General features: G+C 70.9%; 23 protein-coding genes. 11 read left to right on the top strand and 12 right to left on the bottom strand.

The genetic code is table 11. The features are described 5' to 3' along the window. Positions 1 to 9: 9 nt before the first annotated feature. On the bottom strand, positions 10 to 1,329 hold the full coding sequence (locus TU31_RS01580; RefSeq protein WP_370682688.1) for a DUF6716 putative glycosyltransferase: 1,320 nt from the start codon (positions 1,327 to 1,329) through the stop codon (positions 10 to 12). Between the two features lie 187 nt (positions 1,330 to 1,516). On the opposite strand from TU31_RS01580, the gene TU31_RS01575 reads away from it, so the two are divergent. The 3 genes from TU31_RS01575 to TU31_RS01565 are packed head-to-tail and all read left to right on the top strand — an operon-like array spanning position 1,517 to position 5,003. Beyond that, positions 1,517 to 2,494, top strand: coding sequence for a glycosyltransferase family 2 protein (locus TU31_RS01575; protein WP_042147689.1), 978 nt, complete (start codon positions 1,517 to 1,519; stop codon positions 2,492 to 2,494). Beyond that, entirely contained in the window at positions 2,494 to 3,849 is a 1,356-nt protein-coding gene (locus TU31_RS01570; RefSeq protein ID WP_042147686.1) for an alpha-2,8-polysialyltransferase family protein, read from the top strand. The genes TU31_RS01575 and TU31_RS01570 overlap by 1 nt, the downstream gene beginning before the upstream one ends. Then, complete coding sequence (locus tag TU31_RS01565; RefSeq protein WP_042147683.1) at positions 3,846 to 5,003, top strand: acyltransferase family protein; 1,158 nt, start codon at positions 3,846 to 3,848, stop codon at positions 5,001 to 5,003. Before TU31_RS01570 ends, TU31_RS01565 begins: the two co-directional genes overlap by 4 nt. Before the next feature lie 12 nt (positions 5,004 to 5,015). On the opposite strand, the gene TU31_RS01560 is transcribed toward TU31_RS01565, so the two are convergent. After that, positions 5,016 to 5,690: a TetR/AcrR family transcriptional regulator C-terminal domain-containing protein gene (locus tag TU31_RS01560; protein WP_042147679.1), complete on the bottom strand. Its 675-nt coding sequence runs from the start codon at positions 5,688 to 5,690 to the stop codon at positions 5,016 to 5,018. A gap of 38 nt (positions 5,691 to 5,728) precedes the next feature. Between TU31_RS01560 and TU31_RS01555 the strand changes: the two genes are divergently transcribed. Then, positions 5,729 to 7,291, top strand: coding sequence for an FAD-dependent monooxygenase (locus TU31_RS01555; RefSeq protein WP_042149766.1), 1,563 nt, complete (start codon positions 5,729 to 5,731; stop codon positions 7,289 to 7,291). Positions 7,292 to 7,439: 148 nt separating this feature from the next. On the opposite strand, the gene TU31_RS01550 is transcribed toward TU31_RS01555, so the two are convergent. Next, a complete protein-coding gene (locus TU31_RS01550; protein WP_042147676.1) occupies positions 7,440 to 8,837 on the bottom strand; it encodes a GntT/GntP/DsdX family permease in 1,398 nt (465 codons plus the stop codon). A gap of 76 nt (positions 8,838 to 8,913) precedes the next feature. Beyond that, on the bottom strand, positions 8,914 to 9,432 hold the full coding sequence (locus TU31_RS01545; protein ID WP_042147674.1) for a gluconokinase: 519 nt from the start codon (positions 9,430 to 9,432) through the stop codon (positions 8,914 to 8,916). Positions 9,433 to 9,563: 131 nt separating this feature from the next. Here TU31_RS01545 and TU31_RS01540 point away from each other — a divergent pair, with 131 nt between their 5' ends. After that, a complete protein-coding gene (locus tag TU31_RS01540) occupies positions 9,564 to 10,265 on the top strand; it encodes a FadR/GntR family transcriptional regulator (RefSeq protein WP_042147670.1) in 702 nt (233 codons plus the stop codon). An 86-nt stretch (positions 10,266 to 10,351) separates the two neighbouring features. On the opposite strand, the gene TU31_RS01535 is transcribed toward TU31_RS01540, so the two are convergent. Both TU31_RS01535 and TU31_RS01530 read right to left on the bottom strand, forming a co-directional pair. After that, positions 10,352 to 10,564, bottom strand: coding sequence for a hypothetical protein (locus tag TU31_RS01535; protein ID WP_026169541.1), 213 nt, complete (start codon positions 10,562 to 10,564; stop codon positions 10,352 to 10,354). Between the two features lie 113 nt (positions 10,565 to 10,677). Then, positions 10,678 to 12,276, bottom strand: coding sequence for an acyl-CoA mutase large subunit family protein (locus TU31_RS01530; protein ID WP_042147666.1), 1,599 nt, complete (start codon positions 12,274 to 12,276; stop codon positions 10,678 to 10,680). 137 nt (positions 12,277 to 12,413) lie between these two features. Here TU31_RS01530 and TU31_RS01525 point away from each other — a divergent pair, with 137 nt between their 5' ends. Beyond that, complete coding sequence (locus tag TU31_RS01525; protein WP_042149763.1) at positions 12,414 to 13,286, top strand: L,D-transpeptidase family protein; 873 nt, start codon at positions 12,414 to 12,416, stop codon at positions 13,284 to 13,286. Positions 13,287 to 13,547: 261 nt separating this feature from the next. Here TU31_RS01525 and TU31_RS01520 read toward each other — a convergent pair whose 3' ends face one another. The 3 genes from TU31_RS01520 to TU31_RS01510 all read right to left on the bottom strand — a co-directional run bounded on the left by TU31_RS01520 (position 13,548) and on the right by TU31_RS01510 (position 17,672). Then, positions 13,548 to 14,579, bottom strand: a complete 1,032-nt coding sequence (locus TU31_RS01520) for a hypothetical protein (RefSeq protein WP_042147663.1) — start codon at positions 14,577 to 14,579, stop codon at positions 13,548 to 13,550. Further along, positions 14,579 to 15,370, bottom strand: a complete 792-nt coding sequence (locus TU31_RS01515) for an RNA polymerase sigma factor (protein ID WP_042147659.1) — start codon at positions 15,368 to 15,370, stop codon at positions 14,579 to 14,581. Before TU31_RS01515 ends, TU31_RS01520 begins: the two co-directional genes overlap by 1 nt. Before the next feature lie 577 nt (positions 15,371 to 15,947). Then, on the bottom strand, positions 15,948 to 17,672 hold the full coding sequence (locus tag TU31_RS01510) for a beta-N-acetylhexosaminidase (RefSeq protein ID WP_181018510.1): 1,725 nt from the start codon (positions 17,670 to 17,672) through the stop codon (positions 15,948 to 15,950). Positions 17,673 to 17,907: 235 nt separating this feature from the next. On the opposite strand from TU31_RS01510, the gene TU31_RS01505 reads away from it, so the two are divergent. The 5 genes from TU31_RS01505 (at position 17,908) to TU31_RS01485 (ending at position 22,231) form a co-directional block, all read left to right on the top strand. After that, the gene (locus tag TU31_RS01505) at positions 17,908 to 18,606 is read left to right on the top strand and encodes a 2-oxo-4-hydroxy-4-carboxy-5-ureidoimidazoline decarboxylase (RefSeq protein WP_370682687.1); all 699 of its coding nucleotides are present in this window, start codon (positions 17,908 to 17,910) and stop codon (positions 18,604 to 18,606) included. 204 nt (positions 18,607 to 18,810) lie between these two features. Continuing rightward, positions 18,811 to 19,191, top strand: coding sequence for a succinate dehydrogenase, cytochrome b556 subunit (gene sdhC / locus TU31_RS01500; RefSeq protein ID WP_078885501.1), 381 nt, complete (start codon positions 18,811 to 18,813; stop codon positions 19,189 to 19,191). Positions 19,192 to 19,197: 6 nt separating this feature from the next. Continuing rightward, positions 19,198 to 19,683, top strand: a complete 486-nt coding sequence (locus TU31_RS01495; RefSeq protein ID WP_042147652.1) for a succinate dehydrogenase hydrophobic membrane anchor subunit — start codon at positions 19,198 to 19,200, stop codon at positions 19,681 to 19,683. A gap of 20 nt (positions 19,684 to 19,703) precedes the next feature. Continuing rightward, on the top strand, positions 19,704 to 21,458 hold the full coding sequence (gene sdhA, locus TU31_RS01490) for a succinate dehydrogenase flavoprotein subunit (protein WP_042147650.1): 1,755 nt from the start codon (positions 19,704 to 19,706) through the stop codon (positions 21,456 to 21,458). Continuing rightward, a complete protein-coding gene (locus tag TU31_RS01485) occupies positions 21,458 to 22,231 on the top strand; it encodes a succinate dehydrogenase iron-sulfur subunit (protein WP_042147647.1) in 774 nt (257 codons plus the stop codon). The genes sdhA and TU31_RS01485 overlap by 1 nt, the downstream gene beginning before the upstream one ends. Here TU31_RS01485 and TU31_RS01480 read toward each other — a convergent pair. From TU31_RS01480 to TU31_RS01470, 3 genes are all read right to left on the bottom strand, one after another. Next, entirely contained in the window at positions 22,215 to 23,084 is an 870-nt protein-coding gene (locus tag TU31_RS01480; RefSeq protein WP_245698372.1) for a hypothetical protein, read from the bottom strand. The two genes, TU31_RS01485 and TU31_RS01480, sit on opposite strands and share 17 nt — an antisense overlap. A gap of 167 nt (positions 23,085 to 23,251) precedes the next feature. Further along, positions 23,252 to 23,758: an FBP domain-containing protein gene (locus tag TU31_RS01475; protein WP_042147645.1), complete on the bottom strand. Its 507-nt coding sequence runs from the start codon at positions 23,756 to 23,758 to the stop codon at positions 23,252 to 23,254. 154 nt (positions 23,759 to 23,912) lie between these two features. Continuing rightward, positions 23,913 to 24,509: a hypothetical protein gene (locus TU31_RS01470; protein WP_158894215.1), complete on the bottom strand. Its 597-nt coding sequence runs from the start codon at positions 24,507 to 24,509 to the stop codon at positions 23,913 to 23,915. Between the last annotated feature and the right edge of the window lie 17 nt (positions 24,510 to 24,526).

Here is a 24,526-nt window from a genome sequence, read left to right as displayed (position 1 = left end):
CCGGGGTGGTCACAGCTGTCCCCAGCGGCGGATGGCGGGGGCGACGCGCTGGACGCCGTGGCGATAGGCGCCGCGGGCGGCCTCGCGGACCGTCTCGCGGGCGACCCGGCGCAGTCCGCCGGTCTCCTCGGGGGCGTCCACGTGGCCGGCGATCGGCTCGCCGTGCGGGTCCAGGCCGTGCCGGGCGAGGATGCCGGGGAGGTAGCCGGGGGCGGTGCGGGCTGTGTAGTAGGGGGTGACCGGCGGCAGCCGGTCGGCGGTGCGCAGCGCGCTGACCCGGGCGCGGGCCACGTCGAAGGCCTGCTCGTAGTCGCCGTCCGCGGCGACGCCCTGGCGGGCGAGCCACCGCGGGTCCGGCTCCGGGCGGTGTCCGGCGTCCAGCTCGTCCCAGGAGGCCAGGCAGCCGGAGCCGAGGAAGTGGTGGTTGCCGAGGACCTCGCGGATGCCGAGGTCGGTGAGGACGGCGGTGGGGATGCCGCGGTGCAGCGATTCCAGGGCGGCGGTCGAGCTGACCGTCACCAGCAGGTCGGTGCGGTCCAGGACCTCGCCCATGTTGCCGTACACCAGGCGGCAGTTGGCGGGGAGTCCGCCGGGGGCCTTGGCGGCGAGCTTCTGGTAGGGCAGTTCCTCGATATGGGTGGTGTGCTCGCCCGGCTTGCTGCGGAGCTTGATCAGCACCTCCCGGTCCGGGTGCCGACGGGCGTGCTCGACCGCTCTGCGCAGCAGGTAGGTGCGGTCGGCGCGGCTCTCCGGGACGGACGGCTGGGCGGCGAACACCACGGTGTAGGGGGTGTGCTCGCCGGTGTAGCGCGCGCCACCGAGGAACGGCAGGGCGCATTCGACGACACCGCTGTCGTCGGCGCCGACCCCGCGGTACACCTCGCGGAACCGGTCCGCGTCGTGCCGGGAGTTGGCGAGAACGACATCCGCGCCGTGCCGCAACAGCAGCCCGTCGGCGAGCTTCTCGTAGACGACACCGACATAGCCGGTGACGACGACGGGGCGGGTTTCCGCGCCTCGCCAGGCGTGCGCGAGGCCGTGCAGCATCGCCTGCACCGCTCCGCCGACGCAGGCCAGCACGATGACGTCGTAGCGCGTACGGTCGATGGACCGGACGAAATCTACGCCCCTGATTTCGCGCAGCGAGTCCGCACGGGCGCCGACCTCGTCGAGCTGGCGGACCGTGGGAGTGGCGCGGCCGCGGAGGAGGTAACCGTCGAGCCGGATGTCCGATTGGATTCGGTACGCTGTCAAAGCGCCCCATTTCCACCGGGTATCCGAGTCGGCGAGTACGGCGACCCGCGGCGAAGAGTAGGTACGTGATGGCACGTCCAAGACGCTAGGAAGGCATTCCGTTGGACGGGCCAACTGGGCCGCAACAAAGGGTTAACAGCGGGTCGACGAATGGCGAACCGGCCCGATAGTCGGCCTGGTTAACCATCCCGCCATTCTTCGTTCACCTTGAGGTCCGCACCCGGTAAAGACGAATGCCGCCTCCGCACCTAACGTCACCCGGGTGGTTAAGCTCTCCGTCATCGTGCCGTTCTACAACGTGCAGACATACGCGCCCGACACCCTGAAAAGCCTGGCGGCCAATGCCCGCGAGGACTTTGAATTCCTGCTCGTCGACGACTGTTCCCGCGACGAGACCCCGGAGATTCTCGCGCGCGCCGAGCGCGAGCTGCCGGGTGCCAGACTGCTGCGGCACGAACAGAACGGCGGCCTGGCCACCGCCCGGAACACCGGCCTGGACGAGGCCCGCGGCGAATACATCGCCTTCCTGGACGGCGACGACTGGCTCGCCCCCGGCTACTACCCCGAACTCCTCTCCACCATCGAGGAGTTGGGATGTGACTTCGTCCGTACCGACCATGTCCAGTGCACCGCCCGCGCGCGCACCGTCCACCGGGTCCCGCACGGCCGGCGCGGGGTGGTGATGGACCCGCGCGAGGTGATCCTGCCCGCCGACCGCTCCACCTCCGTCGACTACGCGTTCGCCTGGGCCGGGATGTACCACCGGCGGCTGCTGGACGACGGGGTACTGCATTTCAAGGACGGACTGCGTACCGCTGAGGACCGCCCGTGGATCTGGCGGCTGCACCGCGAGGCGAAGTCCATGGCGGTGGTCGGACTGCTCGGTGTTTTCTACCGGCGCGGTGTGGCCTCTTCCCTGACCCAGATCGGTGACGTGCGGCAATTGGACTTTATTCGCGCCTTCGACCAGGTGATCGAAGAAACCGCACAGGACCGCGATGCGGATCGTCTGCTGCCGAAAGCGGTGCGCACCTATTGCGCGATCATTTCTCACCACCTCGGTTCGATCGAACGGTTCGAACCGCAGGTCGCCCGTAAATTGCGCACCATGAGCGCCGCGGCCATGAAACGCATGCCGCAGGACGTACTGAAGGAAGCCCTGGATTCGATGGATGTGCAGCGCGCGTCCCGGCTGCGGCGGCTGCGCCGTCGCCCCGTCCCGGCGGAGGTCGCCGCCTGATGTCCACCCGACCCCGTACCCAGATCTTCATGGCGTCCACGCTCTACGGCGCGGCGACCCTCGCCGCGGCGCTGGACGCCGACTGCTTCGCCCCGGCCGAGCGCCGGCTGCTGCTGCTCAGCAACAACGCGACGACCCCGGAGACCACCGCGTCGCTGGACACCATGCCCGGCTTCGAGCGGCTGCGCGGCCGCTTCGACCGGGTGCTGTCGTGGAACGAGACGATCAGCCCGTTCCACCCGGGCGGCTGGTCGCCGCGTTCGGACGACGTCCCGCTGTGGGAGCGGCATCTGCGGCTGCTGTGGGGCCTGGGCGACGACCGCGTCGAGCTGGTCGTGGAGTCCATCCAGGTCAACCCGGCGCTGGCGCTCGCCCAGCTGTTCCCCGACGCGCCGATCGATGTCTACGCCGACGGCCTGATGAGCTACGGCCCGACCCGCAACAAGCTCGATCCGCTGATCGGCACCCGGATCAGCCGGCTGCTGCATCTGGACCTGGTGCCGGGCCTGACACCGCTGCTGCTCACCGAGTTCGATGTCGCCCCGCAGACCGTGCCGACCGACGCCTTCACCAAGGTGCTGGCCGAACTCTCGGACGCCAGTGGCGAGGTGGCCGTCCCGGAGGGCGGCGCGCTGCTGCTCGGCCAGTACCTCTCCGCGCTGGGCATCCTCACTCCCGAGGAGGAAGAGGAGCTGCATGTGCGGATGGTGCGCGGCGCCGTCGAGCGCGGCCACCGCGAGATCGTCTTCAAGCCACATCCGTCCGCGCCGGCCCGCTGGTCGCGGCTGCTGGAGCGGGAGGCCGAGAAGCTGGACATCGCGCTGACCGTGCTGGACAGCCCGGTGCTGGCCGAGGTGCTCTACCAGCGGATGCGGCCCGCGCTGGTCGTCGGCTGCTTCTCCACCGCACTGCTGACGGCCGCCACCTTCTACGGGCTGCCGACGGCGCGGACCGGGACCGGGCTGCTGCTGGAGCGGCTGACGCCGTATCAGAACAGCAACCGGATGCCGGTCACGATCGTGGACGCGCTGGTGCCGGACCTGGGCGACCGCAGCGAGCGCCCGCGGGCGCATACCACCGCCGAGAGCATCGAGGGCCTGGTCACCGCGGTCGGCTATGCGATGCAGCACCAGATCTATCCGCAGCTGCGGCCGTCCGCCGAGCGCTATCTCGCGGCCCACCTCGATCCGTTCACCCGGCGCTACTTCAAGCGCCGCCGGCTGACCGCGCTGGCGCTGCCCGGGGCGATCCCGTCGCAGCTGTCGTTCATTCCGCGCAACGCCACCGTCCGCCGGGTCGCGCGCCGGGCGCGTGCGGTCCAGCGGCGGCTGAAGAAGCGGGCCGCGTTCGGATGACCGCCGCCCCCCAGCTGACGGCCGGTGCGCCGCCCGCCGCGCCGGACCTCGTCACACCCGCACCGCAGCCCGCGATACGGGGGCGCAGCCGCAACGGTCCGTCGCGGCTGCGCGCCCTCGACGGGCTGCGGCTGCTCGCCGCCCTGATGGTCGCCGCGTACCACCTCGGGGGGCGCGGCGGCGAGATAGCGCAGGCCTGGGGCGGTTCGCCCGCCCAGCAATTCCCCACCGCCGCACCGCTGTTCGCGTACGGCTGTCTGGGCGTCCAGATCTTCTTCGTGATCAGCGGCTTCGTGATCTGCCTCAGCGGCTGGGGCCGCACCCTCCGGGCCTTCATCGCCTCCCGGATCTCCCGTCTCTACCCCGCCTACTGGGCCGCGATCCTGCTGATCACCGCGGTCTTCGCGCTCCCCTGGGTCGCCTACAAGGCGCTGCCGCCCAGTGAGGTGCTGACCAACCTGACCATGCTTCAGCAGCCGCTGGGCGTGGACCGGGTGCTGGGAGTGTGCTGGACCCTCTGGGCGGAGATGCGTTTCTATGCGCTCTTCGCGCTCTGTGTCGTCCTGCCCGGCGCCACCCGCGGCCGCGTGGTCCTCTTCTGCGCGGGCTGGACGCTGGCCGCCGCGCTCGCCCAGGCCGCCCACGAGCCCTTCCTCGACACCGTCCTGATGCCCGAGTACGCCCCGTTCTTCATCGGCGGCATCGGGCTTTATCTGCTGCACCGCTATGGCGCCCGCGATCCGATCGCCTGGGCGATAGTGCTGGTCAGCTGGCTGATCGGCCAGCATTACGCGGTCGCCGGGCTGTGGCACGCGCCGTCGGCCACCGCGTTCTCCTACCGCTCGACGGCGGTCATCATCGCCCTCGTCACCCTGGGCTTCGCCCTGGTCGCCGCCGTCGCCCTGGGCAAGCTGCAATGGGCGGACTGGCGCTGGCTGACCGTGGCGGGCGCGCTGACCTACCCCTTCTACCTCGTGCACGAACACCTGGGCTGGGTCGTGGTGCGGGCGCTGCACCTCGGCGCCGGGCTGCCCTCGTACGCGACGCTGCCGCTGACCGTGGGCCTGATGCTGCTGCTCGCCTGGGTCCTGCACCGCTTCATAGAGCGCCCGCTCACGCCGGTGCTGAAGCGGTCGATCGACCCGCGCCGCTGACCGCCGGCCGGCTCAACTCCGCTGTTCCGGCCGGGCCGTCGCCTCGATCCCGGCGATGATGAGGCGCAGCCCGGCCTCGAAGTTCCGCTCGATGTCGCCGAACATCTCCTCGCCGGCGGCCGCCGCCAGCGGATAGCCCGTGCCGATCTGCTGCGCGCGCAGTTCCACGTCGTAGGCCGGATCGCGGTGCTGCGGCGCGCCGGGGTCCGGGTGGACCGACTGCTCCTCGATCACCAGGCCCATGGTGAAGCTGTAGACCGTCCACCATGCCTGCGTCGCCTGTCTCAGCGTGAAGCCCGCGCCGGTGAGCAGGGTGAGGAGGCTTTCCAGCGGCCCGGAATAGCTCGCGTCGGTCATCCGGGTGCCGCTGAAGACCTTGCCGCCGTCGCGGTAGCCGAGGAGTTCGCGGCGCATGCCCCGGCAGGCGTCGCGGAGGGTCTCCTGCCAGGTCCGTCCGGAGCCGGCCGCCTCGCCCTCCCCCGTCAGCGACTCGGCCATCCGCCGGAACATCTCGGTGGCCATCTCGTCGAGCAGCTCCTGCTTGTTCTTGAAATGCCAGTAGAGCGCGGGCGCCTGGACGTCCAGCTCCTTGGCGATGCGGCGCAGGGTCAGCCCGTCGAGGCCGACCTCGTTCAGCAGCCGCAGGGCGGTGTCGACAACCTGTCGCCGGTCGATGCGGGAAACCATGTTGACAACTTAACACCGTTAAAGCCATGCTCGGAAACATGGAACTTAACAACGTTAAGGAGTCCGTCGGTGTTACGGGCGACCTCCCCACGACCGTCGATGTACTGATCGCCGGCGCCGGCCCGACCGGCCTCGCCCTCGCCGTCGACCTCACCCGGCGCGGTCTGCGCGCCCTGCTCGTCGAGCGGCAGGAGCGCCTCTCGCCCGGTGCCCGCGGCACCGGATTGCAGCCGCGCACCCAGGAGGTCTACGACGACCTCGGGGTGCTGGACGCGATCCACGCGGTCGGCGGGCTCTACCCGAAGCTGGGCTTCTGGGAGGACGGCCGGATCGCCCGGACGGCCGAGATGATCGAGCGGGTCGACCCGACACCCGCCAGGCCGTACTCGAACGCCCTGATGGTGCCGCAGTTCCGCAACCAGGAGGTGCTGCACGCACGGCTGCGGGAGCTCGGCGGCACGGTGCTCCTCGGCACCGAACTCACCGGATTCGCCCAGGATGCGGAGGGGGTGACGGCCGCTCTGCGCGGCGCCGACGGGGTGGAGCGCAGCGTGCGCACCGCCTATCTGGTCGCCGCCGACGGCGGGCGCAGCACCGTACGCCGGGCGCTGGGCATCGGGATGAGCGGACCGTCGCTGCCCCCGGGCGCCGCGGTGCTCGCCGATGTCCGGGTGGACGGCCTGGACCGGGACCACTGGCACCGCTGGATCCAGCCGGACCACCGGTTCGTCTCCCTGCTCCCGCTCACCGGCACCGACTACTTCCAGACCCTCATGGTGACCAACGCGACCGACACCTCGCCCGAGGCGGTCCGCGCCGAACTCGCGGCCCACACCCACCTCGACGCCGGGCAGATCCGCGAGGTCCTGTGGTCCTCCCTCTACCGCCCGAACGCGGGCCTGGCCGACACCTACCGCGATGGCCGGGTCTTCCTGGCGGGCGATGCCGCGCACATCCACTCCCCGGCGGGCGGCCAGGGCCTCAACACCAGCGTCCAGGACGCCTACAACCTCGGCTGGAAGCTCGGCCAGGTGCTGCGGTACGGCGCCCCCGACAGCCTCCTCGACAGCTACGAGACCGAACGGCGGCCGATCGCCGAGCACATCCTCGACACCAGCACCCGGCTGCACCGCTCCGGCTCACTGCACCGCGGCCGCGAGCTGCACCAGCTCGACATCGGCTACCCGGACAGCCCGCTGACCCGGGAGCTGCGCACGGACGTCCCCGAGGGCGTGCCCCGCGCGGGCGACCGGGCCCCCGACGCCCCGTGCACCACGGCCGACGGCACCCCCACCCGGCTCTTCGACGCCTTCCGGGGCCCGCACTTCACCCTGCTCACCCTCGGTGCGACCGACCTCGACACCGGTGCGCTGCCGGCCGATCCGGCGCTGCTGCGTATCGTCCGCGTCGGCGGCCCGGCCCCCGACCTGCTCGACACCGACGGCCATGTCCGCGACGCCTACGGCAGCGCCCCGGCCGTCCTCCTCATCCGCCCCGACGGCTATCTCGCCCTCGCCGCACCGGCCGAGGACGCCACGGCCCCCACGGCCGCCGCCCTCGCGGCCTGCGTCGGCACCGCCGTACCGCAGCCGGCCGGCTGACCGCATGCGCACGAGGCCGTACCAGCGGATCTCCGCCGATACGGCCTCGTGCCGGGGACAGGCGCCTGAGGGGGGTGGGGCGCCCGGGGCGGTGATCCGCCCGGAAAGAGCAGTGGTCCGACGGACCGGGTCCCTGACGGGTTCCGCCCTAAAGGACCAGCGACAGCAGCAGCACGCAGACGATCCCGACCACCGAGATCAGCGTCTCCATCACCGACCAGGTCTTCAGCGTCTGGCCGACGTTCATCCCGAAGTACTCCTTGACCAGCCAGAATCCGGCGTCGTTGACATGGCTGAAGAACAGCGACCCGGAACCGATGGCCAGCACCAGCAACGCGGCGTGCGGGGTGCTCATCTCCGCGGCGAGCGGGGCGACCAGTCCGGCGGCGGAGATCGTGGCGACGGTCGCGGAGCCGGTCGCGAGCCGGATGGTGACCGCGATCAGCCAGGCCAGCAGCAGCGTGGAGAGGTGCCAGCCCTTGGAGATGTCCATGATCATCTGGCCGACGCCGGCGTCCACCAGCGTCTGCTTGAAGCCGCCGCCCGCGCCGACGATCAGCAGCACGCCGGCGATCGGGGCGAGCGACTTCTCGACGGTGGCGGCGATCCGGCCCCGGGTGAACCCGGCCGCCCGGCCCAGCGTGAACATCGCGACGATGACAGCCGTGAGCAGGGCGATCAGCGGCGAGCCGATGACGTCGAAGACCTTCTGGACCTGGTGCTCGGGGTTGTCGACGACGATGTCCACGAGTGCCTTGGCGAGCATCATCACCACCGGCAGCAGGACCGTCGCGACGGTGATCCCGAAGCCGGGCCGCTTCTCCAGGTCGTCGGAGGCGCGCTCGGGCACCAGGTTCTCCGGCGGCTGGATGTCGACCCAGCGGGCCGCGTAACGGGAGAAGACCGGTCCGGCGATGATCGCGGTCGGGATGGCGACGACCACGCCGAGCGCGAGCGTCACACCGAGGTTCGCGCCGACCGCGTCGATCGCCACGAGCGGCCCGGGGTGCGGGGGTATCAGCCCGTGCATGACGGACAGTCCGGCCAGCGCCGGGATGCCGATCCGCATCAGCGAGAAGTTGCCGCGCTTGGCGACCAGCAGCACCACCGGGATCAGCAGCACGATGCCGACCTCGAAGAAGATCGGCAGTCCGACGATCCCGGCGATCAGCACCATCGCCCAGGGCATCGCCTTCCGGCTCGCCTTCGCCAGGATCGTGTCGACGATCTGGTCCGCACCGCCGGAGTCGGCGAGCAGCCGCCCGAGCACCGCACCGAGCGCGATGAGTACGCCGGTGCCCGCGACCGTCGTGCCCAGGCCCGCCGAGAAGCTGGTGACGGTCTTGTCGAGCGGTGCACCGGCCACCGCGCCGAGCACCAGCGAGCCGATGATCAGCGACAGAAAGGCATGCAGCTTGAACTTGGTGATGAGCAGGACGATGACGGCGATGCCGGCCAGGACGGCGATGCCCAGCTGTGCGTGACCGGCCGTGGTGATCGGCTCGGCCGCGTCCGCTGCGAGCATCTCGACGCTGAGATGTGTCACGGCGATTCCCTTGGTTCGACGGAGGGGGAAGGGGGTGCTGCGTTACCTGTGGGGGGAGTTGGGGGGAGGGTGCGGCCTAGTCGTCCGCCGCGTCCCTCGCGCGCAGTGCGGCCACCGCCCGCCCGGCGATCTCCTCCGGGCGGCCGGACACCTCGACGAGGACGCCGGCCTCGTCGGGCCCGAGCGGTTCGAGGGTGGCGAACTGGGAATCCAGCAGCGCGGTCGGCATGAAGTGGCCCGTGCGCCCGGCCATCCGCTCCTCGATCAGCGCGCGCTCGCCGGTGAGATGCAGAAAGACGATGCCGGGGGCGGCGGCACGCAGCCGGTCGCGGTAGGCGCGCTTGAGCGCCGAGCTGCTGACCACCCCGCCGCGCCCGGCCCGCTCGCGCGCCCAGGCTCCGATGGCGTCCAGCCAGGGTCCCCGGTCGGCGTCGTCCAGCGGGCGGCCCGCCGACATCTTGGCGATGTTGGCCGGCGGATGGAAGTCGTCACCCTCGGCGTACGGGACGCCCAGTGCGTCGGCGACCAGCGGGCCGATCGTGGTCTTGCCGGTGCCGGCCACGCCCATCACGACGATCACGTCGGGGGTGCTCATCCCGTGGTACCTCGCTGTCTTCATCGACCTCGTGCGGCCCCCACTGAAACCCATTAGGTACGACGTATTCAAGAGCCTGTGATGCAAACGTCATACTTAATTCGCCGAGCCCGGGAACGTAGGCTTGCCCCATGGAAAACGAGGGGAAGGGACTGCACGCCCGCGTGCTGGAGTCCCTCGGTCCCGCGATCACCGCGGGCGACTACCCTCCGGGCACGATCCTGCGCACGGACGAGCTGGAGCAGCGCTTCGACGTCTCACGCACGGTCATCCGCGAGGCGATCCGGGTACTGGAATCCATGCAGCTGGTCGCTTCCCGGCGCCGGGTGGGGGTGACCGTCCGCCCCACCGAGGAGTGGAACGTCTACGACCCGCGGGTGATCGGCTGGCGGCTGGCCGGCCGGGACCGCCCCCGGCAGCTGCGCTCCCTGACCGTGCTGCGCTCGGCGATCGAGCCGGTCGCCGCGGGCCTGGCCGCCCAGCACGCCACCCCCGAACAGTGCGCCCGGCTCACCGAAGAAGCGATGGGCATGGTCGCCACCTCACGCGGCCAGCAACTCGACGCCTATCTCGTCCACGACATGGCGTTTCACCGGGTGGTACTGACCGCCTCCGGCAATGAGATGTTCGCCCGGCTCGGCGATGTGGTCGCCGCCGTCCTGACCGGCCGCACCCAGCACCGGGTGATGTTCACCGACCCCGACCCGGCCGCGGTCACCCTCCATGTGCAGGTCGCGGAGGCCGTACGGACCGGCGACGCGGCACGGGCGGAGGCACTGACCCGCGAGATCACCGCCGGCGCGATGGCCGAACTGGACGTCCTGGCACCGTAGTTGGGCGCAGGGCAGGCGGTACGGCGGCGACACCACCCGCCGCGTACCGGCAGGCCGTCACCGGCCGTCCGCCCGGCGCCCCCGGCTCAGAACAGCGGCTGCTGCCCCGGGATCGGCGGCTCCTCCGGGTCGAACAGCTTCTCCGCGGGCGCCATCATCGGCGCCATCCTGCGCGACCCCGGGCAGGAGATCAGCTCCAGCACGGTCCGCCGGCCGGGCGGGTCATGACGGGCGAAGCGGCCGCCGACAACGGCGATCTCTCGGGTGCAGATGGGGCACGCGCGGCGGGGTGACGACATGGCACCAGTGTGACGCAGGCGGGCTCGCCGGTCACAAGCTCCTGCCCCCGCCACCGGGCCCGCCCGTCGGCAACATTGCCCCACCCCACCCACCACCGGCCCCAACTCCCCCCTCAGAACGCATCCGTCGGCACATAAGTCCCCCACACCCCCCGCAGCGCCTCGCACACCTCCCCCACCGTCGCCCGTGCGCGCAGTGCCTCGCGCATGGGGTAGAGGACGTTGTCCGTGCCCTCGGCGGCCTTCTGGAGATCGCCGAGGGCCGCGGAGACCGTGCGCTGGTTGCGGCGGGTCCGCAGGGTGGCGAGCCGTTCGACCTGCTGGGCCTCGATCGCGGGGTCGACCCGCAGCGGCTCGTAGGGCTCCTCCTCGTCCAGCTGGAAGCGGTTGACACCGACCACGACGCGCTCGCCGGCGTCCGTCTCCTGCGCGATGCGGTAGGCATTGCGCTCGATCTCGTCCTTCTGGAAGCCCCGCTCGATGGCGGCCACCGCACCGCCCATGTCCTCGACCCGCCGCATCAGCGCCACGGCGGCCTCCTCCACGTCGTCGGTCATGGACTCGACGGCGTAGGACCCGGCGAACGGGTCGACGGTAGCGGTCACATCGGTCTCGTACGCGAGCACCTGCTGGGTCCGCAGCGCGAGCCGAGCCGACTTGTCCGTGGGCAGCGCGATGGCCTCGTCGAAGGAGTTGGTGTGCAGCGACTGGGTACCGCCGAGTACGGCGGCGAGCCCCTGGACGGTGACCCGGGCGAGGTTCACCTCCGGCTGCTGGGCGGTGAGCTGCACCCCCGCGGTCTGGGTGTGGAAGCGCAGCATCATCGACTTGGGGTTCGTCGCCCCGAACTCCTCCCGCATCACCCGGGCCCAGATCCGGCGCGCGGCACGGAACTTGGCGACCTCTTCGAGCAGCGTGGTGCGCGAGACGAAGAAGAACGACAGCCGGGGTGCGAAGTCGTCCACGTCCATTCCGGCGGCAACGGCCGTCCGTACATAGGCGATGCCGTTGGCGAGCGTGAAGGCGATCTCCTGCGCGGGCGAGGCACCCGCCTCGGCCATGTGGTAGCCGGAGATGGAGATGGTGTTCCACCGGGGGATCTCGGCCCGGCAGTACTGGAAGATGTCGGCGGTCAGCCGCAGGGACGGCTGCGGCGGGAAGATATAGGTGCCCCGTGCGATGTACTCCTTGAGCACATCGTTCTGGATGGTCCCCTTCAGCTGACCGGCCGCCACCCCTTCCTCCTCCCCCACCAGTTGGTAGAGGAGCAGCAGCAGCGCGGCGGGTGCGTTGATCGTCATCGACGTCGACACCCTGTCCAGCGGGATACCGCCGAGCAGCACCCGCATGTCCTCGACGGAGTCGATGGCCACCCCGACCTTGCCGACCTCACCGGAGGCGATCGGGGTGTCCGAGTCGTGCCCCATCTGCGTCGGCAGGTCGAAGGCGACCGACAGCCCTGTCGTGCCGTGGGCGATCAGCTGCCGGTAGCGGGCGTTGGATTCGCGCGCGGTGCCGAAGCCGGCGTACTGCCGCATCGTCCAGGGCCGCCCGGTGTACATCGACGGATACACCCCCCGGGTGAAGGGGTAGGCGCCGGGCGCACCGAGCCGGCGCTCCGGGTCCCAGCCGTCCAGCGCCGCCGGCCCGTACACAGGCTCGATGGGCAGACCGCTCTCGTTGTGCCGCACACTGCCCGACTCGTGCGCCATGGGGGTACGCCTCCCAGTGGGTGACCGGTTCGTCCGGGTTTACGCCTTGCTCACAGCATGCCCGCAGGTTCGCCGCCGCGCAGCACTGGGAAGAGTCACCGGTGGCCGGTCGGGCCGCCGAGATCCGGGGGTTGCGCATGCAGCGGAGCAGTGGAAGACGTACGGCGCCGGCGGTGGCCGCGGTGCTGGTGGTGGCGGCGGTCGCGGTGGGCTGCCGCCCGGTGACGGTCACCGGGGCCGGTTCACCGGACAGCAAGGGCGTCCGCTACGCCCCGACCACTCCCGCTCCCCCGCCACTCGGCCGTCACACGCCGTCCGCCCCCGCCCGGCACGCCACCAAGCCACACCCCCGGACCGCCCACCCCCGGCCGTCGGCCCCCAGACCACTGATGGCGCCGGGCTCCCGCGGCGCGCAGGTCCGCGAACTCCAGGCGCGACTGGCCCAGCTGGGCCTGTTCGGCCGCACCCCGACGGGCTACTACGGCCCGGTCACCACCACCGCGGTCCGCGCCTTCCAGCGTCGGCAGGGCCTGTCCCGTACGGGCTCCGTGCAGCCCGCGACCTGGCGCGCCCTGCGCTCACGGACCCACCGGCCGTCGCGGACACAGCTCCACCCGCCCACCGCCCGGCCGGTCGGCGCCCCCGATCCGCGCTGCATGAGGGGCAGGGTGATCTGCATCAGCAAGCGGAGCAACACCCTCGCCTGGGTGGTCGACGGCCGCATCGTCTCGGCGATGGATGTCCGCTTCGGCTCGCAGTACACCCCCACCCGCGAGGGCACCTTCCACATCACCTTCAAGAGCCGCCATCACATCTCGACGCTCTACCACACGGCCATGCCCTACGCGATGTTCTTCAGCGGCGGCCAGGCCGTCCACTACTCCGCGGATTTCGCCGCCCACGGCTACCGCGGCGCCTCCCACGGCTGCGTCAACGTCCGCGACAAACAAAAAATCGCCGCCCTCTTCCAGGCGGTGAAGGGCGGCACGAAGGTGATCGTCTACCACTGAGCCGCACGCTGTCCACGGGCCCGGCCCACGCTTTGACCGAAGCGAAAATTGCTCCACCCCCACCCCGCGCAACCACCTCCGCGAGAGCAACGCCGGCTTAGGCGCAAAAGGAGGGGGACGGCGCGGGCAGGGCCGGGGGAACGTGCCCCGCCCGCGCCAGATGCGCTGAGCCGTGGGTACGGGGGGAACCCCGGCTCTTCGCGCAGCCGATGACCAGTCGGCTCATTCAGTACTGCGTCACCGGCTCGAAAAACGTCACACCTACGGGGTGGCGGTGTCACTCGGGGCGGCGTTTCCGGGGTCCGTGGTGGTCACCGAGGGCGTCGGGGCCGGGGTGGACGTGCCGGAGCCGGGCGTGGTGCCGGGTGTCTGGGAGGGGTGTTCGTCGTCGTCCTCGTCGCCACCCGAGCCGCCGCCGCTCTGGCCGGCGTCACCGGTGCCGCCACCGAAGCCGTCGTCGCTGCCCGAGCTGCCGCCGTCCTGGTAGCGCGCCAGGTAGGTACGGCAGAAGAGGTGCACCTTGTCGGGGCCGCCGGCCTTGCGTTCGAGGCGGCGCAGCGTGTCGCGGTCCATGCCGTCCCGTTTGCCGGACTCATAGGCCTGGCAGACGGCGAGCAGCACGTTCTTCCGGTCGCCGCTGCCGGGCTGCGCGGTGCCCTGGTGGCCGGGTCTCTCGTCGCGCCCGTTGCCGCCGCCGGTGGTGCCGCGGCCGGGGTTCCTGGTGGCGCCGGAACTGCTGCCGGGTGCGGGGGTGTCGGTGGGTCCGGCGGACTTGCCGCCGGGGGTGGGGTCGGGAGTGTGTCCCGTGGTGCCGTCGGTCTGGGCGCCGGGTTCGCGGGTGTCGAACGGCCCGGGGGTCTCGGCGGCGGAGACGCTGGAGGCGGGGTCGGGTTCGGCACCGCGGAAGGGGCTGGGCAGCACGCCGGTGCCGGCTCCGACCGCGACGCCGCCGATGGCGCAGGCGGCGAGGGCCACGGCGAAGCCGCGCCGGAAGGGGCGGCCGAGGCGGGTGCGTTCGACGGAGTCGGTGGCGCGTGCGGTGCGGCCGCTCGGGGACGGTTCGCCTGCGGCGCGGTGGGCGCCGCGGCGGGCGGCCTGCCGGAACGCGGCGACGGCGGCTTCCTCGCCGGGGAGTTCGGCGGTGCCGGGCGCCTTGGCGCCGACCGCGGCGGCGGCCTTGAGGAGCTGCTCCAGCTCGTCTGCGCCGTCACCGTGCCGGGCACTGACCTGTTCACCGCGCAGCAATCGCTCCGCGGTGTCCTTGTCGAGCCAGTTGTACCGGTCGTCGGCCATCACATGTCCTTCTGCGTTCGTGCGGCCGTTTCCGTCACACCTGGTACGTACGATTCCGTCATGCCGTCGCGGCGCCTTCTGCCCTGTACGGGCACCCCACTCACCGTTCCACCACCTCGGCGCGAGCCCGCCGCGGGCCGGCCGGTGGGGGCACCTTCTTGCCGGCCGACGCCGCCTTCGCCGCCGTCCTGACTGCTGTCCTGCCGGGTGTCCCGGCCGCCGCCCGGTTCCTCGCCGAGGAGCTCGGCGAGCCGTTTCAGCCCGCGGTGTGCGGCGGTGCGCACCGCCCCGGCCCGTTTGCCGAGCACCTCCGCGGCGCTCTTGGCGTCGAGCCCGACCACCACCCGGAGCACCACGGCCTCGGCCTGGTCCTGCGGCAGCCGGGCTATCAGCCGCATGGTGCGGCCGGTGCCCAGGGCTTCGAGTGCCTCGCCCGCGGTGTCGGACGCGCCGGGGGTGTCGGCCAGTTCGCTTTCGTCGCCGCCGATCGCCGGGCGGCGGCCGCGCATCCTGATGTGGTCGAGGGCGCGGTTGCGGGCGATGCGGGCGGCCCAGCCCCGGAAGCGGTCGGCGTCGCCGCTGAAGCGGGCGAGGTCACGGGTGATCTGGAGCCAGGCTTCGGAGGTGACGTCCTCTACGTCCGGTTCACTCACCAAGGTCCGTACATATCCGAGAAGTCGGGGATGTACGGCGCGATAGACGGTACGGAACGCCGCCTCGTCGCCGTCCTGCGCCGCCTGCACGGCCACCGTCAGCCGACGGTCGTCCGGCTGAATGTCGTCCCCTCGCACGGGTCCATCCTGTCGCACGCGGAATGTCCGCCGCCCGGTCCTTGCTGCTTTCTCGCTTCACCCGGCCACGTCACCGGCCCGGCTCGGCCCGGTGACCGGAGCTGCGCCGGCCACTGCCTGCCGCCGGCCACGGTCGGCCGGAAAACCCCCGGTAACCCGGATTGTTCCTGCTGACCGTAACCCGTGCGCCGCCGCGCTCCGTACTCGGGAGGGGCGCACCGCCCGCTCCGGCGGGCCCGGGAAGGCGGGCTCGCACGGCAGCGCCGGTACCCCGGCGACGTGCGTGCACGGATCCATCGGGCACTCCTGGGGAGGACGGCTTTCCGGACCGCGGCAAGCGGCGCGAACAGTGCGCCTACCAGCGCGGATCCGCACGTTACGGGCCTGTCCTGGCCCGCGTCCAGACCACTGGCCGTACGCCTGCCCGTACCCCGTGTGACGCTTTCGCGCCGCCTGGCGCTGTATCGGATAGAGGGTCGTCACCGGCCCTTCGCGAACGACGGCCGGGGCCTCTCCTGTGGGGGGTGGCGGCCCCGGCCGTCCTCGTTCTCTCACCCGTTTCTTACCGGGCCACCGCTCACACGCGGTCGGCCAGCGCCTTGAAGCCCGTCCAGGACAGTGCGGGCGTCCGCGGGTCCCAGGTCTTCTGCGCCAGTGCCGCCAGCGGCAGCCGGATGCCGGCCGCCACCTGCGCGGCCGTCTGTGCCTGCGACCGGTCGCACCAGATCGCGAAGCGCGCTCCGGGAATCCGGTCCGGGCCGGTCAGGTTCGCGGGCACCGCCACCGGCTGGGTCCCGCGGATCACCAGCGGAGTCCAGCTCTCGTAGATCCGCTGGCCGGTCGGGTAGACGAACTGGTTGGGCTCGCCGAGGACGTAGTAGAGGTACTCGTCGTTGAAGTTCATGACGTTGCGGCCCTCGCGCAGGAACTCCGCGGGGTCACGGTGCCCGGCCTCCTTGCCGGTCCAGTAGTCGACCATCCGGTTCTTGTCGGCGGACACCCGCGGGCTGGAGAAGAATCCGTCGTTCCATGCCTCGATACGGTTCTTGCCCTTCGCCTCCACGGTCTTCTGCCGGTCGTTGAGCCAGCCGGTCGCCAGGTCCCGGAGGGTGCCGTTGGGTCCGTACTTCTGCCGTGCGGCCCGGGTGAGCTGCGGATAGGTGGTTGCCGGGGTGGACGACAGCAGGGCCTGGTACTCATCGCCGCCCAGGTGCCAGTAGGCGGGCGCGCCCTCGGGGTTGGTGAACAGCTCGCTCATTTCCTTCAGCAGCGAGTCGATCAGCGGGGCCGCCTTGGGGTTGGAGATATCGATCGCACCGGGGACCACGCTGCCCGATGCGCGGCGCAGCTGCAGGTCGGGGTAGTGCTTCAGCACGGCGCCCAGGTGGCCGGGCGAGTCGAGTTCCGGGACGACGGAGATGTGCAGGCTGCGGGCGAGCGCGACGATCTGGCGGATCTGGGCCTTGGTGAGATGGTCGGCGGAGACGATCTCGGGGTGGGTGTCGCTCTGGATGCGGAAGCCCTGGTCGTCGGAGAAGTGCAGCTGGAACTGGTTGAGCTTGAGATCGGCGATCTCCCGGATCCGGGCCTCGATCCAGTCCTGGGTGAAGGGCTTGCGGGCGTTGTCCAGTGACATGCCGCGCTGCGGACGGCCCGGCCGGTCCTCGATGGTGCCCTCGGGAAGGCCGCCGGCCGCGTGCACGGCCTGTTTGACGGTGCGGGTGCCGTAGAAGATTCCGGCGTCGGTGGGGGCCGTGAGAGTGAGCCGGGTGCCGTCGGCGGTGAGGGTGTAGGCCTCGTCGGCGGCGCTCTGGACGGGCACATTGTTCGCCTGCTGCGCACCGTTCTTGCCCGTGATCTTCACCTCGATGTCGCCCGGCTGGACGGTCTGGTCGCCGTAGACGACGGCCAGTCCGAGGTCCTGGGCCATCCGCTGGGCCTCGTCGGCGACATTGCTCTTCTCCCCGGCCGGGACGACCACCCGGGCCCCCTTGGAGGGCCGCCAGCCCCGGCCGTCGGCCCGGCGGAAGTCACGGACGGCGGGGATGACCTGTGGCGTCCCGGTCACCGGCGCCCAGGTCGGGGTGGCTCGGGCGGACGTGGGGTTGACCTTGGCGCTGGTGCTCCCGGGCGGCTCGGTGTCCGCGGTGCCGGAGCAGCCGGCGAGCAGCAGGGCGCCGGCGAGCGCCGCGGCCGGCAGCGCGGACCGGGCCGCCGGGCCCGTGCGCCTCATCGGCGTCATCGCGGGGCGCAGGGAGGCCGAGGGCCGCGGGGCGCGCGGCGGCCGCATCGGGTTCGACATCGTGCAATCCTCACTTTTCGGGGCGAAGGCATTGCCAGGTGTGCGGAGCGGGTCGTCCATGGAACGCGCGAAAGCTCTCCCATCCGGGTGAAATTCGCGCATCCGTCGGACAGTGGTCGCCAAGCGTCGTTAGCGTGGCGTCTCCGTTCGTCACCCCCTTCACAGGGCACTCCCGGATCCGCCGGATACCGCCGGGGGGACGTCGCACACGCACCACCGCCCTACCCGCCGCCGCTTGGTACGCATCCCGGCTTCGGTCCGCTTCTCCCCCAGCTTCCTTCAGTCGCCCGTCCCGCACCTGTCGAACCGACCTATTCGCACCCGTCCGAGGAGGCCCACGCTGTCCGGTGACACCCCGGCCGCCCGGCCGACGACGCTGCGCCCGCCGCAGCCCCCGCGGCGCGGCATATCTTCACGGGTCAGCGGCGCCGCGCTGCCGCACCCCCGCACCGAGGCCATCGGGCTCGTCCGCTTCAACACCCTGCCCCGTGAGGACGCCCTGGCCGCGCTCCTGAGCTGCTGCGGCAGCCGCCGCTGGGCCGAGCGGGTCGCCGCGCACCGCCCGTACCCGGATCCGGAGTCCCTGCTCGCCGCTGCCGACGAGGCCTGTTACGACCTGACGGCGGCCGAGCTGGACGAGGCGCTCGCCGAGGAGTCGCTCTCGCCGCAGCCGCTCGTCGGCGCCCGTGGCCCCGGCACACTGGCCGCCCACACCGCGCTGCGCGCCGCGCACGCCGAGTACGAGCGGCGCTTCCGCCATGTCTTCGTCATCTGCCTGGACGGCTACCGCGACGAGGAGCTGCTCGACCAGGTGCTGTCCGGGATCCGCACCCGGCTGGGCAATGAGCCGGACGAGGAGCGGGCGGTCGCCGCGGACGAACTGCGCCGGCTGGCCCGTGGGCGGCTGGCCCGGCTCACGGCCTCCGGCCCGTGACGGATCGTGGCTTGTGACCTGGAACGTTCCGGTTCGTGCTTGTGTGATAGCCCGTTGGTGCCTGTTTGATCACACCTAAGGACCCCGGCGCAAGGAACCGACAACACGTCGCTACGATGGCCAGGGCCGGTGGACCGTACCCGGCCGGGCCCGACCGACAGAGAAGCCGGCTGGCCCCAATCCCCGCTCCCGGAGGGTTTTTCCGTGCCGGCTGGAACGCTGTACCGCGGCCGGGAAGGCATGTGGTCCTGGGTGGCTCATCGAGTCACCGGCGTCCTCATCTTCTTCTTCCTGTTCGTTCACGTCCTCGACACCGCACTCGTCCGCGTCTCCCCCGAGGCGTATGACGACGTCGTAGCGACCTACAAGACGCCGATCGTCAACGTGATGGAGTACGGCCTGGTGGCCGCCATCCTCTTCCACGCGCTCAACGGCCTGCGGGTCGTCGCGGTGGACTTCTGGTCCAAGGGCCCGAAGTACCAGAAGCAGCTGCTGTGGACCGTTGTCGGTATCTGGGTCGTCCTGATGGCCGGTGCCTTCTACCCCGTGTTGCAGCACACCCTGCGCACGCTGTTCGGGAGCTGACGCGAGATGTCTGAAACCACCTCCGCAGAGACCACGGCGGCGGGCGGGACGGAGGGCGTCTCGCTCTACGACGTGGACCACCCGGCCCCGGTCATCGAGCCGCCGCGCAAGCGCACCAAGAAGACCGGGCGCGCCTCCCGTGGCAACTTCGAGATGCAGGCCTGGCTGTTCATGCGGCTGTCCGGCATCGTGCTGGTCGTCCTGGTCCTGGGCCACCTGCTGATCCAGCTGGTCCTCGACGGCGGCGTCTCCAAGATCGGCTTCGCGTTCGTGGCCGGCCGCTGGGCCTCGCCGTTCTGGCAGGTCTGGGACCTGCTGATGCTGTGGCTGGCCATGCTGCACGGCGCCAACGGCCTGCGTACGGTCATCAACGACTACGCACAGCGGGACAACACCCGCTTCTGGCTGAAGATGCTGCTGTACACCGCGACGGTGTTCACCGTCCTTCTGGGCACGCTGGTGATCTTCACCTTCGACCCGAACATCTCCTGAAGCCGGGGCTGACTGGAACCATGAAGATCCACAAGTACGACACCGTCATCGTCGGCGCCGGCGGCGCGGGCATGCGCGCGGCCATCGAGTCGACGAAGCGCAGCCGCACCGCGGTCCTGACGAAGCTCTACCCGACCCGCTCCCACACCGGCGCCGCCCAGGGCGGCATGGCCGCGGCCCTCGCGAACGTCGAGGAAGACAACTGGGAGTGGCACACCTTCGACACGATCAAGGGTGGCGACTACCTGGTCGACCAGGACGCCGCCGAGATCCTCGCGAAGGAGGCCATCGACTCGGTCCTCGACCTGGAGAAGATGGGCCTGCCGTTCAACCGCACGCCGGACGGCACGATCGACCAGCGCCGCTTCGGCGGTCACTCCCGTAACCACGGTGAGGCCCCGGTCCGCCGGTCCTGCTACGCCTCGGACCGCACCGGCCACATGATCCTCCAGACGCTGTATCAGAACTGCGTCAAGGAGGGCGTGGAGTTCTTCAACGAGTTCTACGTGCTCGACCTGCTGCTCCAGGACGTCGACGGCGTCAAGAAGTCCGCGGGCGTCGTCGCGTACGAGCTGGCCACCGGCGAGATCCACGTCTTCCAGGCGAAGGCGATCATCTTCGCGTCCGGCGGCACCGGCAAGTTCTTCAAGGTGACCTCCAACGCGCACACCCTGACCGGTGACGGCCAGGCCGCGGCCTACCGCCGCGGGCTTCCGCTGGAGGACATGGAGTTCTTCCAGTTCCACCCGACGGGCATCTGGCGCATGGGCATCCTCCTGACCGAGGGTGCGCGCGGCGAGGGCGGCATCCTTCGCAACAAGGACGGCGAGCGCTTCATGGAGAAGTACGCGCCCGTCATGAAGGACCTCGCCTCGCGTGACGTCGTCTCGCGCTCCATCTACACGGAGATCCGTGAGGGCCGCGGCTGCGGTCCGGAGGGCGACCACGTCTTCCTGGACCTGACCCACCTGCCGCCGGAGCAGCTGGACGCCAAGCTCCCGGACATCACCGAGTTCGCGCGGACCTACCTCGGTATCGAGCCCTACACGGACCCGATTCCGATCCAGCCGACCGCGCACTACGCCATGGGCGGCATCCCGACGAACGTCGAGGGTGAGGTGCTGGCCGACAACACCACCGTCGTGCCGGGCCTGTACGCCGCCGGCGAGGTGGCCTGTGTCTCCGTGCACGGCGCCAACCGCCTGGGCACCAACTCGCTGCTGGACATCAACGTCTTCGGGCGCCGGGCCGGTATCGCGGCGGCGGAGTACTCGGCCACGGCCGAGTTCGTCGAGCTCCCCGAGGACCCGGCGAAGCAGGTCGCCGAACAGGTCGAGCGACTGCGCAACTCCACGGGCAGCGAGCGGGTCACCGAGATCCGCAAGGAGCTCCAGGAGACCATGGACGCCAATGTGATGGTGTTCCGCACCGAGCAGACGATCAAGTCCGCGGTCGAGAAGATCGGCGAGCTGCGCGAGCGCTACCTGAACGTGTCCATCCAGGACAAGGGCAAGCGGTTCAACACCGACCTGCTGGAGGCCATCGAGCTGGGCAACCTCCTCGACCTGGCCGAGGTCATGGCGGTGTCCGCGCTGGCCCGCAAGGAGTCCCGCGGCGGTCACTACCGCGAGGACTACCCCAACCGCGACGACGTCAACTTCATGCGGCACACCATGGCGTACCGCGAGGTGGGCGCAGACGGCGTCGAGTCGATCCGCCTCGACTACAAGCCGGTCGTGCAGACCCGCTACCAGCCGATGGAGCGTAAGTACTGATGAGCACCCCGACTCTCGACAAGGACTCCGCGGCTGCGGACGCGGCCGAGACCGGCGCATCGCACCTGATCACGGTCACCTTCCGGATCCGCCGGTTCAACCCGGAGATCTCGGAGGACGCCAGCTGGGAGGACTTCCAGCTCCAGATCGATCCCAAGGAGCGCGTCCTGGACGCCCTCCACAAGATCAAGTGGGAGCTGGACGGGTCGCTGACCTTCCGTCGTTCCTGCGCCCACGGCATCTGTGGCTCGGACGCCATGCGCATCAACGGCCGCAACCGTCTCGCCTGCAAGACGCTGATCAAGGACATCAACCCGGAGAAGCCGATCACCGTCGAGGCCATCAAGGGCCTCACGGTGCTGAAGGACCTTGTCGTCGACATGGAGCCCTTCTTCCAGGCGTACCGCGATGTGATGCCGTTCCTGATCACGACCGGCAACGAGCCGACCCGTGAGCGCCGGCAGTCCGCCGAGGACCGCGAGCGCTTCGACGACACGACGAAGTGCATCCTCTGCGCCGCCTGCACCAGCTCCTGCCCGGTGTTCTGGAACGACGGCCAGTACTTCGGCCCGGCGGCGATCGTCAACGCGCACCGCTTCATCTTCGACTCGCGTGACGAGGGCGGCGAGCAGCGGCTCGAAATCCTCAACGACAAGGACGGCGTCTGGCGCTGCCGGACGACCTTCAACTGCACGGACGCCTGCCCGCGCGGTATCGAGGTCACCAAGGCCATCCAGGAAGTCAAGCGGGCGCTGATCACCCGCCGCTTCTGAGCCCTGCGGCGATCCGGGTCCCGACCCGGCCGCCGAGCAGAGCCGGCACCTCCCGAAGGGCCTCGCCTCCGTATCCCCGGGGGCGGGGCCCTTCGGCGTGCGCGCTCTCCCGTTCCTTCGCCGGATACACGAGCACCGGCGGCAGCGCCTCATCCACCAGCGCCACCGGCACCTCACGACAGAAATACGACGGGACGAAGACCAGCCCCCGCCCTTCCAGGAACAGGTCCCGCTCCACCGGATAGCCGACCTCCAGCACCGGCGGCCGCCAGCGCATCACCGGCCCGAAGGTCCGCAGCATCGCCTCCGCCCCGGCCTGCGCCAGCGCATGCCTGCGCAACGCCCGGTCAGCGCCGACCCGTTCGGCGATCCGCGGCCAGCTCGGCGCCACCGCCCGGTGGTGGTACGTCCGCAGACTGCGCGCGAGATGGCGCAGCGCGGCCGGCTCCCCGTCCGCGATCCCGCGCGCCCAGCCCGGCAGCGCCCGGTGCCCGGACAGCAGCACCAGCTCGGACCGCAGCCGCTGCCGCGGGGTGCTCATCACGGCCTCCAGTCCCGGCTCGACCCCGTCCAGGCCCGCGAACGGCGTGAGGAAGTCCGGGAAGTAGCCGTGCCGCGGCACCAGCGGCAGCAAGGTCCGCAGCGGCCCGGGACCGTGCCGTACGGCATGCTGCCGCCAGGCGGCCAGCGCCGGTTCGGTCCGGCTCTCCCGTAGGGCATGCAGGCTCAGCACCGTCTCCCATAACGGGTCGGCCCCTTCGGCCACTCGCGTACGCGCCAGATCCTGCGCGGTGAAGTGCACTCGCAGCACATCGTCCCCCTGCTTCTCCGCCGCCTCCCCTGCGACGTGCACCGAGGATCTGTCCGCACAGTGGATCGCCGCAACCGAAACCCACGGGTAGCCTCCGGTCGACCGGCGAAAGGCGTCCGCCGGGGCGTTGGGGCCGGCGCGGGACGTCAGCTCGCGCCCATGAAAAAGGGGGAACGGCGGCCCGCTCCCCCTCCATTCCCCCGATCCCGCTAACGCTCGCCCTCAAGAACCTTGTCCAGGAAGGCATCCAGGTTGCGCACCGTACGGGCGATCCGCTCCTCCAGCGGCAGCGTCTCCTCATGCCGCCCGGCGAGCTGGGACCGCTTGCGCCCGCGGACGTAGAGAGAACACGCGAGGTCGGCGCACAAATACGTCCCGACGGTGTTCCCCTGCCGCCCCGGCGCCCCGGCCCGCCGCGCGGCGAGCAGGCTGACCCCGGACCCGGGGTGCCCGGTCACACACACCGAACACACCGTCGTCTTGGTGAAGCTCCGCCGCACCCCTTGCGGCACCCGCAGCGTCACTCCGATGATGCCGTCCCCCCGCGGCGCGACCAGATAACTCCGGTCCGGCGCCCCCGGATCACGCCACCCCAAGAAGTCCAGATCCTCCCAAGGGAGTTCAGCCAGCCCCACGGGCAAATTCATCCGGCTCGCCTCCCCCTTCGAGCAATTCACAAAGGAGGCACGTATCGCTTTATCACCTACGGGGTCCATGACCTGGGACGCTAACAGGGTGCGGCGAGTGCGTCGCCGGATTTTTTCCGCCCGCAGGGTCGGAGGGGCGGGGGCGGGCGGAGCGGGGCACGGGCGGGGTGGAGCGGGGTGGAGCGCAGGGACGAAGGGGGGCGCGCCAACGAGACTCCTAGCGTCACGACCGCTTCATCACCGCGTACTTCGTCCTGTGCGTGAGCTTCGCCCGCTGCGCCCTCGCGAGGCGTTCGGCGCCGGCCTCTTCCCGCTTCCGCGCGGTCTTGTCCCAGTCCGCCGGCTTCAGGAACAGCATGGCGTTACTCCCCGGCTCCACCAGGACCCCACCGAAGAGCAGGTCCCCCGCAAGCCACGCGCCACGTTCTTCCACCCCCTCCGGCCAACGACGGCGCCCCGCCGCATTGACCGCCCGCATCAGCGGCGCACCGTGCTGCCCGCGCGTCGTCACCCGGACCTCGAAGACATTGCCGTACTCGGTCCACCGCTCACGCTTCTTGAGCACCCGGGGATGGAACTCCAGCGGGTAATCCCGGAGCACTCTGGCGCACTGGGAGACACGGATTCCGTAAAGGGCGCGGTACACCGTGAGAATGAAGACGCCCACACCGAAAGGAATGGGCAGAACCAGGAAGAACGAGTTCGTCCCGGTGAGACGGCCTATCACCACCGGAACCGCCACAAGAAGGCCGGCGACCAGCAGACGCACCGCCATGAGCCGGGCCAGGGCAAGCCGATTGGCCCGCAGTATCTGCGCCACGTCGGGAGCCTCGGGTG

The organism is Streptomyces lydicamycinicus, assembly GCF_000829715.2.
Lineage (GTDB): Bacteria > Actinomycetota > Actinomycetes > Streptomycetales > Streptomycetaceae > Streptomyces > Streptomyces lydicamycinicus.
Note: the sequence above shows the minus strand (reverse complement) of the source record. Positions and strands in the feature narration are given on the sequence as shown.

Excerpts from the sequence above, each read along its gene's own strand:
- TU31_RS01570 (WP_042147686.1), top strand. The coding sequence starts at position 2,494 with ATGTCCACCCGACCCCGTACCCAGATCTTCATGGCGTCCACGCTCTAC.
- TU31_RS01565 (WP_042147683.1), top strand. The coding sequence starts at position 3,846 with ATGACCGCCGCCCCCCAGCTGACGGCCGGTGCGCCGCCCGCCGCGCCG.
- TU31_RS01560 (WP_042147679.1), bottom strand. The coding sequence starts at position 5,690 with ATGGTTTCCCGCATCGACCGGCGACAGGTTGTCGACACCGCCCTGCGG.
- TU31_RS01555 (WP_042149766.1), top strand. The coding sequence starts at position 5,729 with ATGGAACTTAACAACGTTAAGGAGTCCGTCGGTGTTACGGGCGACCTC.
- TU31_RS01545 (WP_042147674.1), bottom strand. The coding sequence starts at position 9,432 with ATGAGCACCCCCGACGTGATCGTCGTGATGGGCGTGGCCGGCACCGGC.
- TU31_RS01540 (WP_042147670.1), top strand. The coding sequence starts at position 9,564 with ATGGAAAACGAGGGGAAGGGACTGCACGCCCGCGTGCTGGAGTCCCTC.
- TU31_RS01535 (WP_026169541.1), bottom strand. The coding sequence starts at position 10,564 with ATGTCGTCACCCCGCCGCGCGTGCCCCATCTGCACCCGAGAGATCGCC.
- TU31_RS01530 (WP_042147666.1), bottom strand. The coding sequence starts at position 12,276 with ATGGCGCACGAGTCGGGCAGTGTGCGGCACAACGAGAGCGGTCTGCCC.
- TU31_RS01525 (WP_042149763.1), top strand. The coding sequence starts at position 12,414 with ATGCAGCGGAGCAGTGGAAGACGTACGGCGCCGGCGGTGGCCGCGGTG.
- TU31_RS01520 (WP_042147663.1), bottom strand. The coding sequence starts at position 14,579 with ATGGCCGACGACCGGTACAACTGGCTCGACAAGGACACCGCGGAGCGA.
- TU31_RS01510 (WP_181018510.1), bottom strand. The coding sequence starts at position 17,672 with ATGTCGAACCCGATGCGGCCGCCGCGCGCCCCGCGGCCCTCGGCCTCC.
- TU31_RS01495 (WP_042147652.1), top strand. The coding sequence starts at position 19,198 with ATGTCTGAAACCACCTCCGCAGAGACCACGGCGGCGGGCGGGACGGAG.
- sdhA (WP_042147650.1), top strand. The coding sequence starts at position 19,704 with ATGAAGATCCACAAGTACGACACCGTCATCGTCGGCGCCGGCGGCGCG.
- TU31_RS01485 (WP_042147647.1), top strand. The coding sequence starts at position 21,458 with ATGAGCACCCCGACTCTCGACAAGGACTCCGCGGCTGCGGACGCGGCC.
- TU31_RS01475 (WP_042147645.1), bottom strand. The coding sequence starts at position 23,758 with ATGGACCCCGTAGGTGATAAAGCGATACGTGCCTCCTTTGTGAATTGC.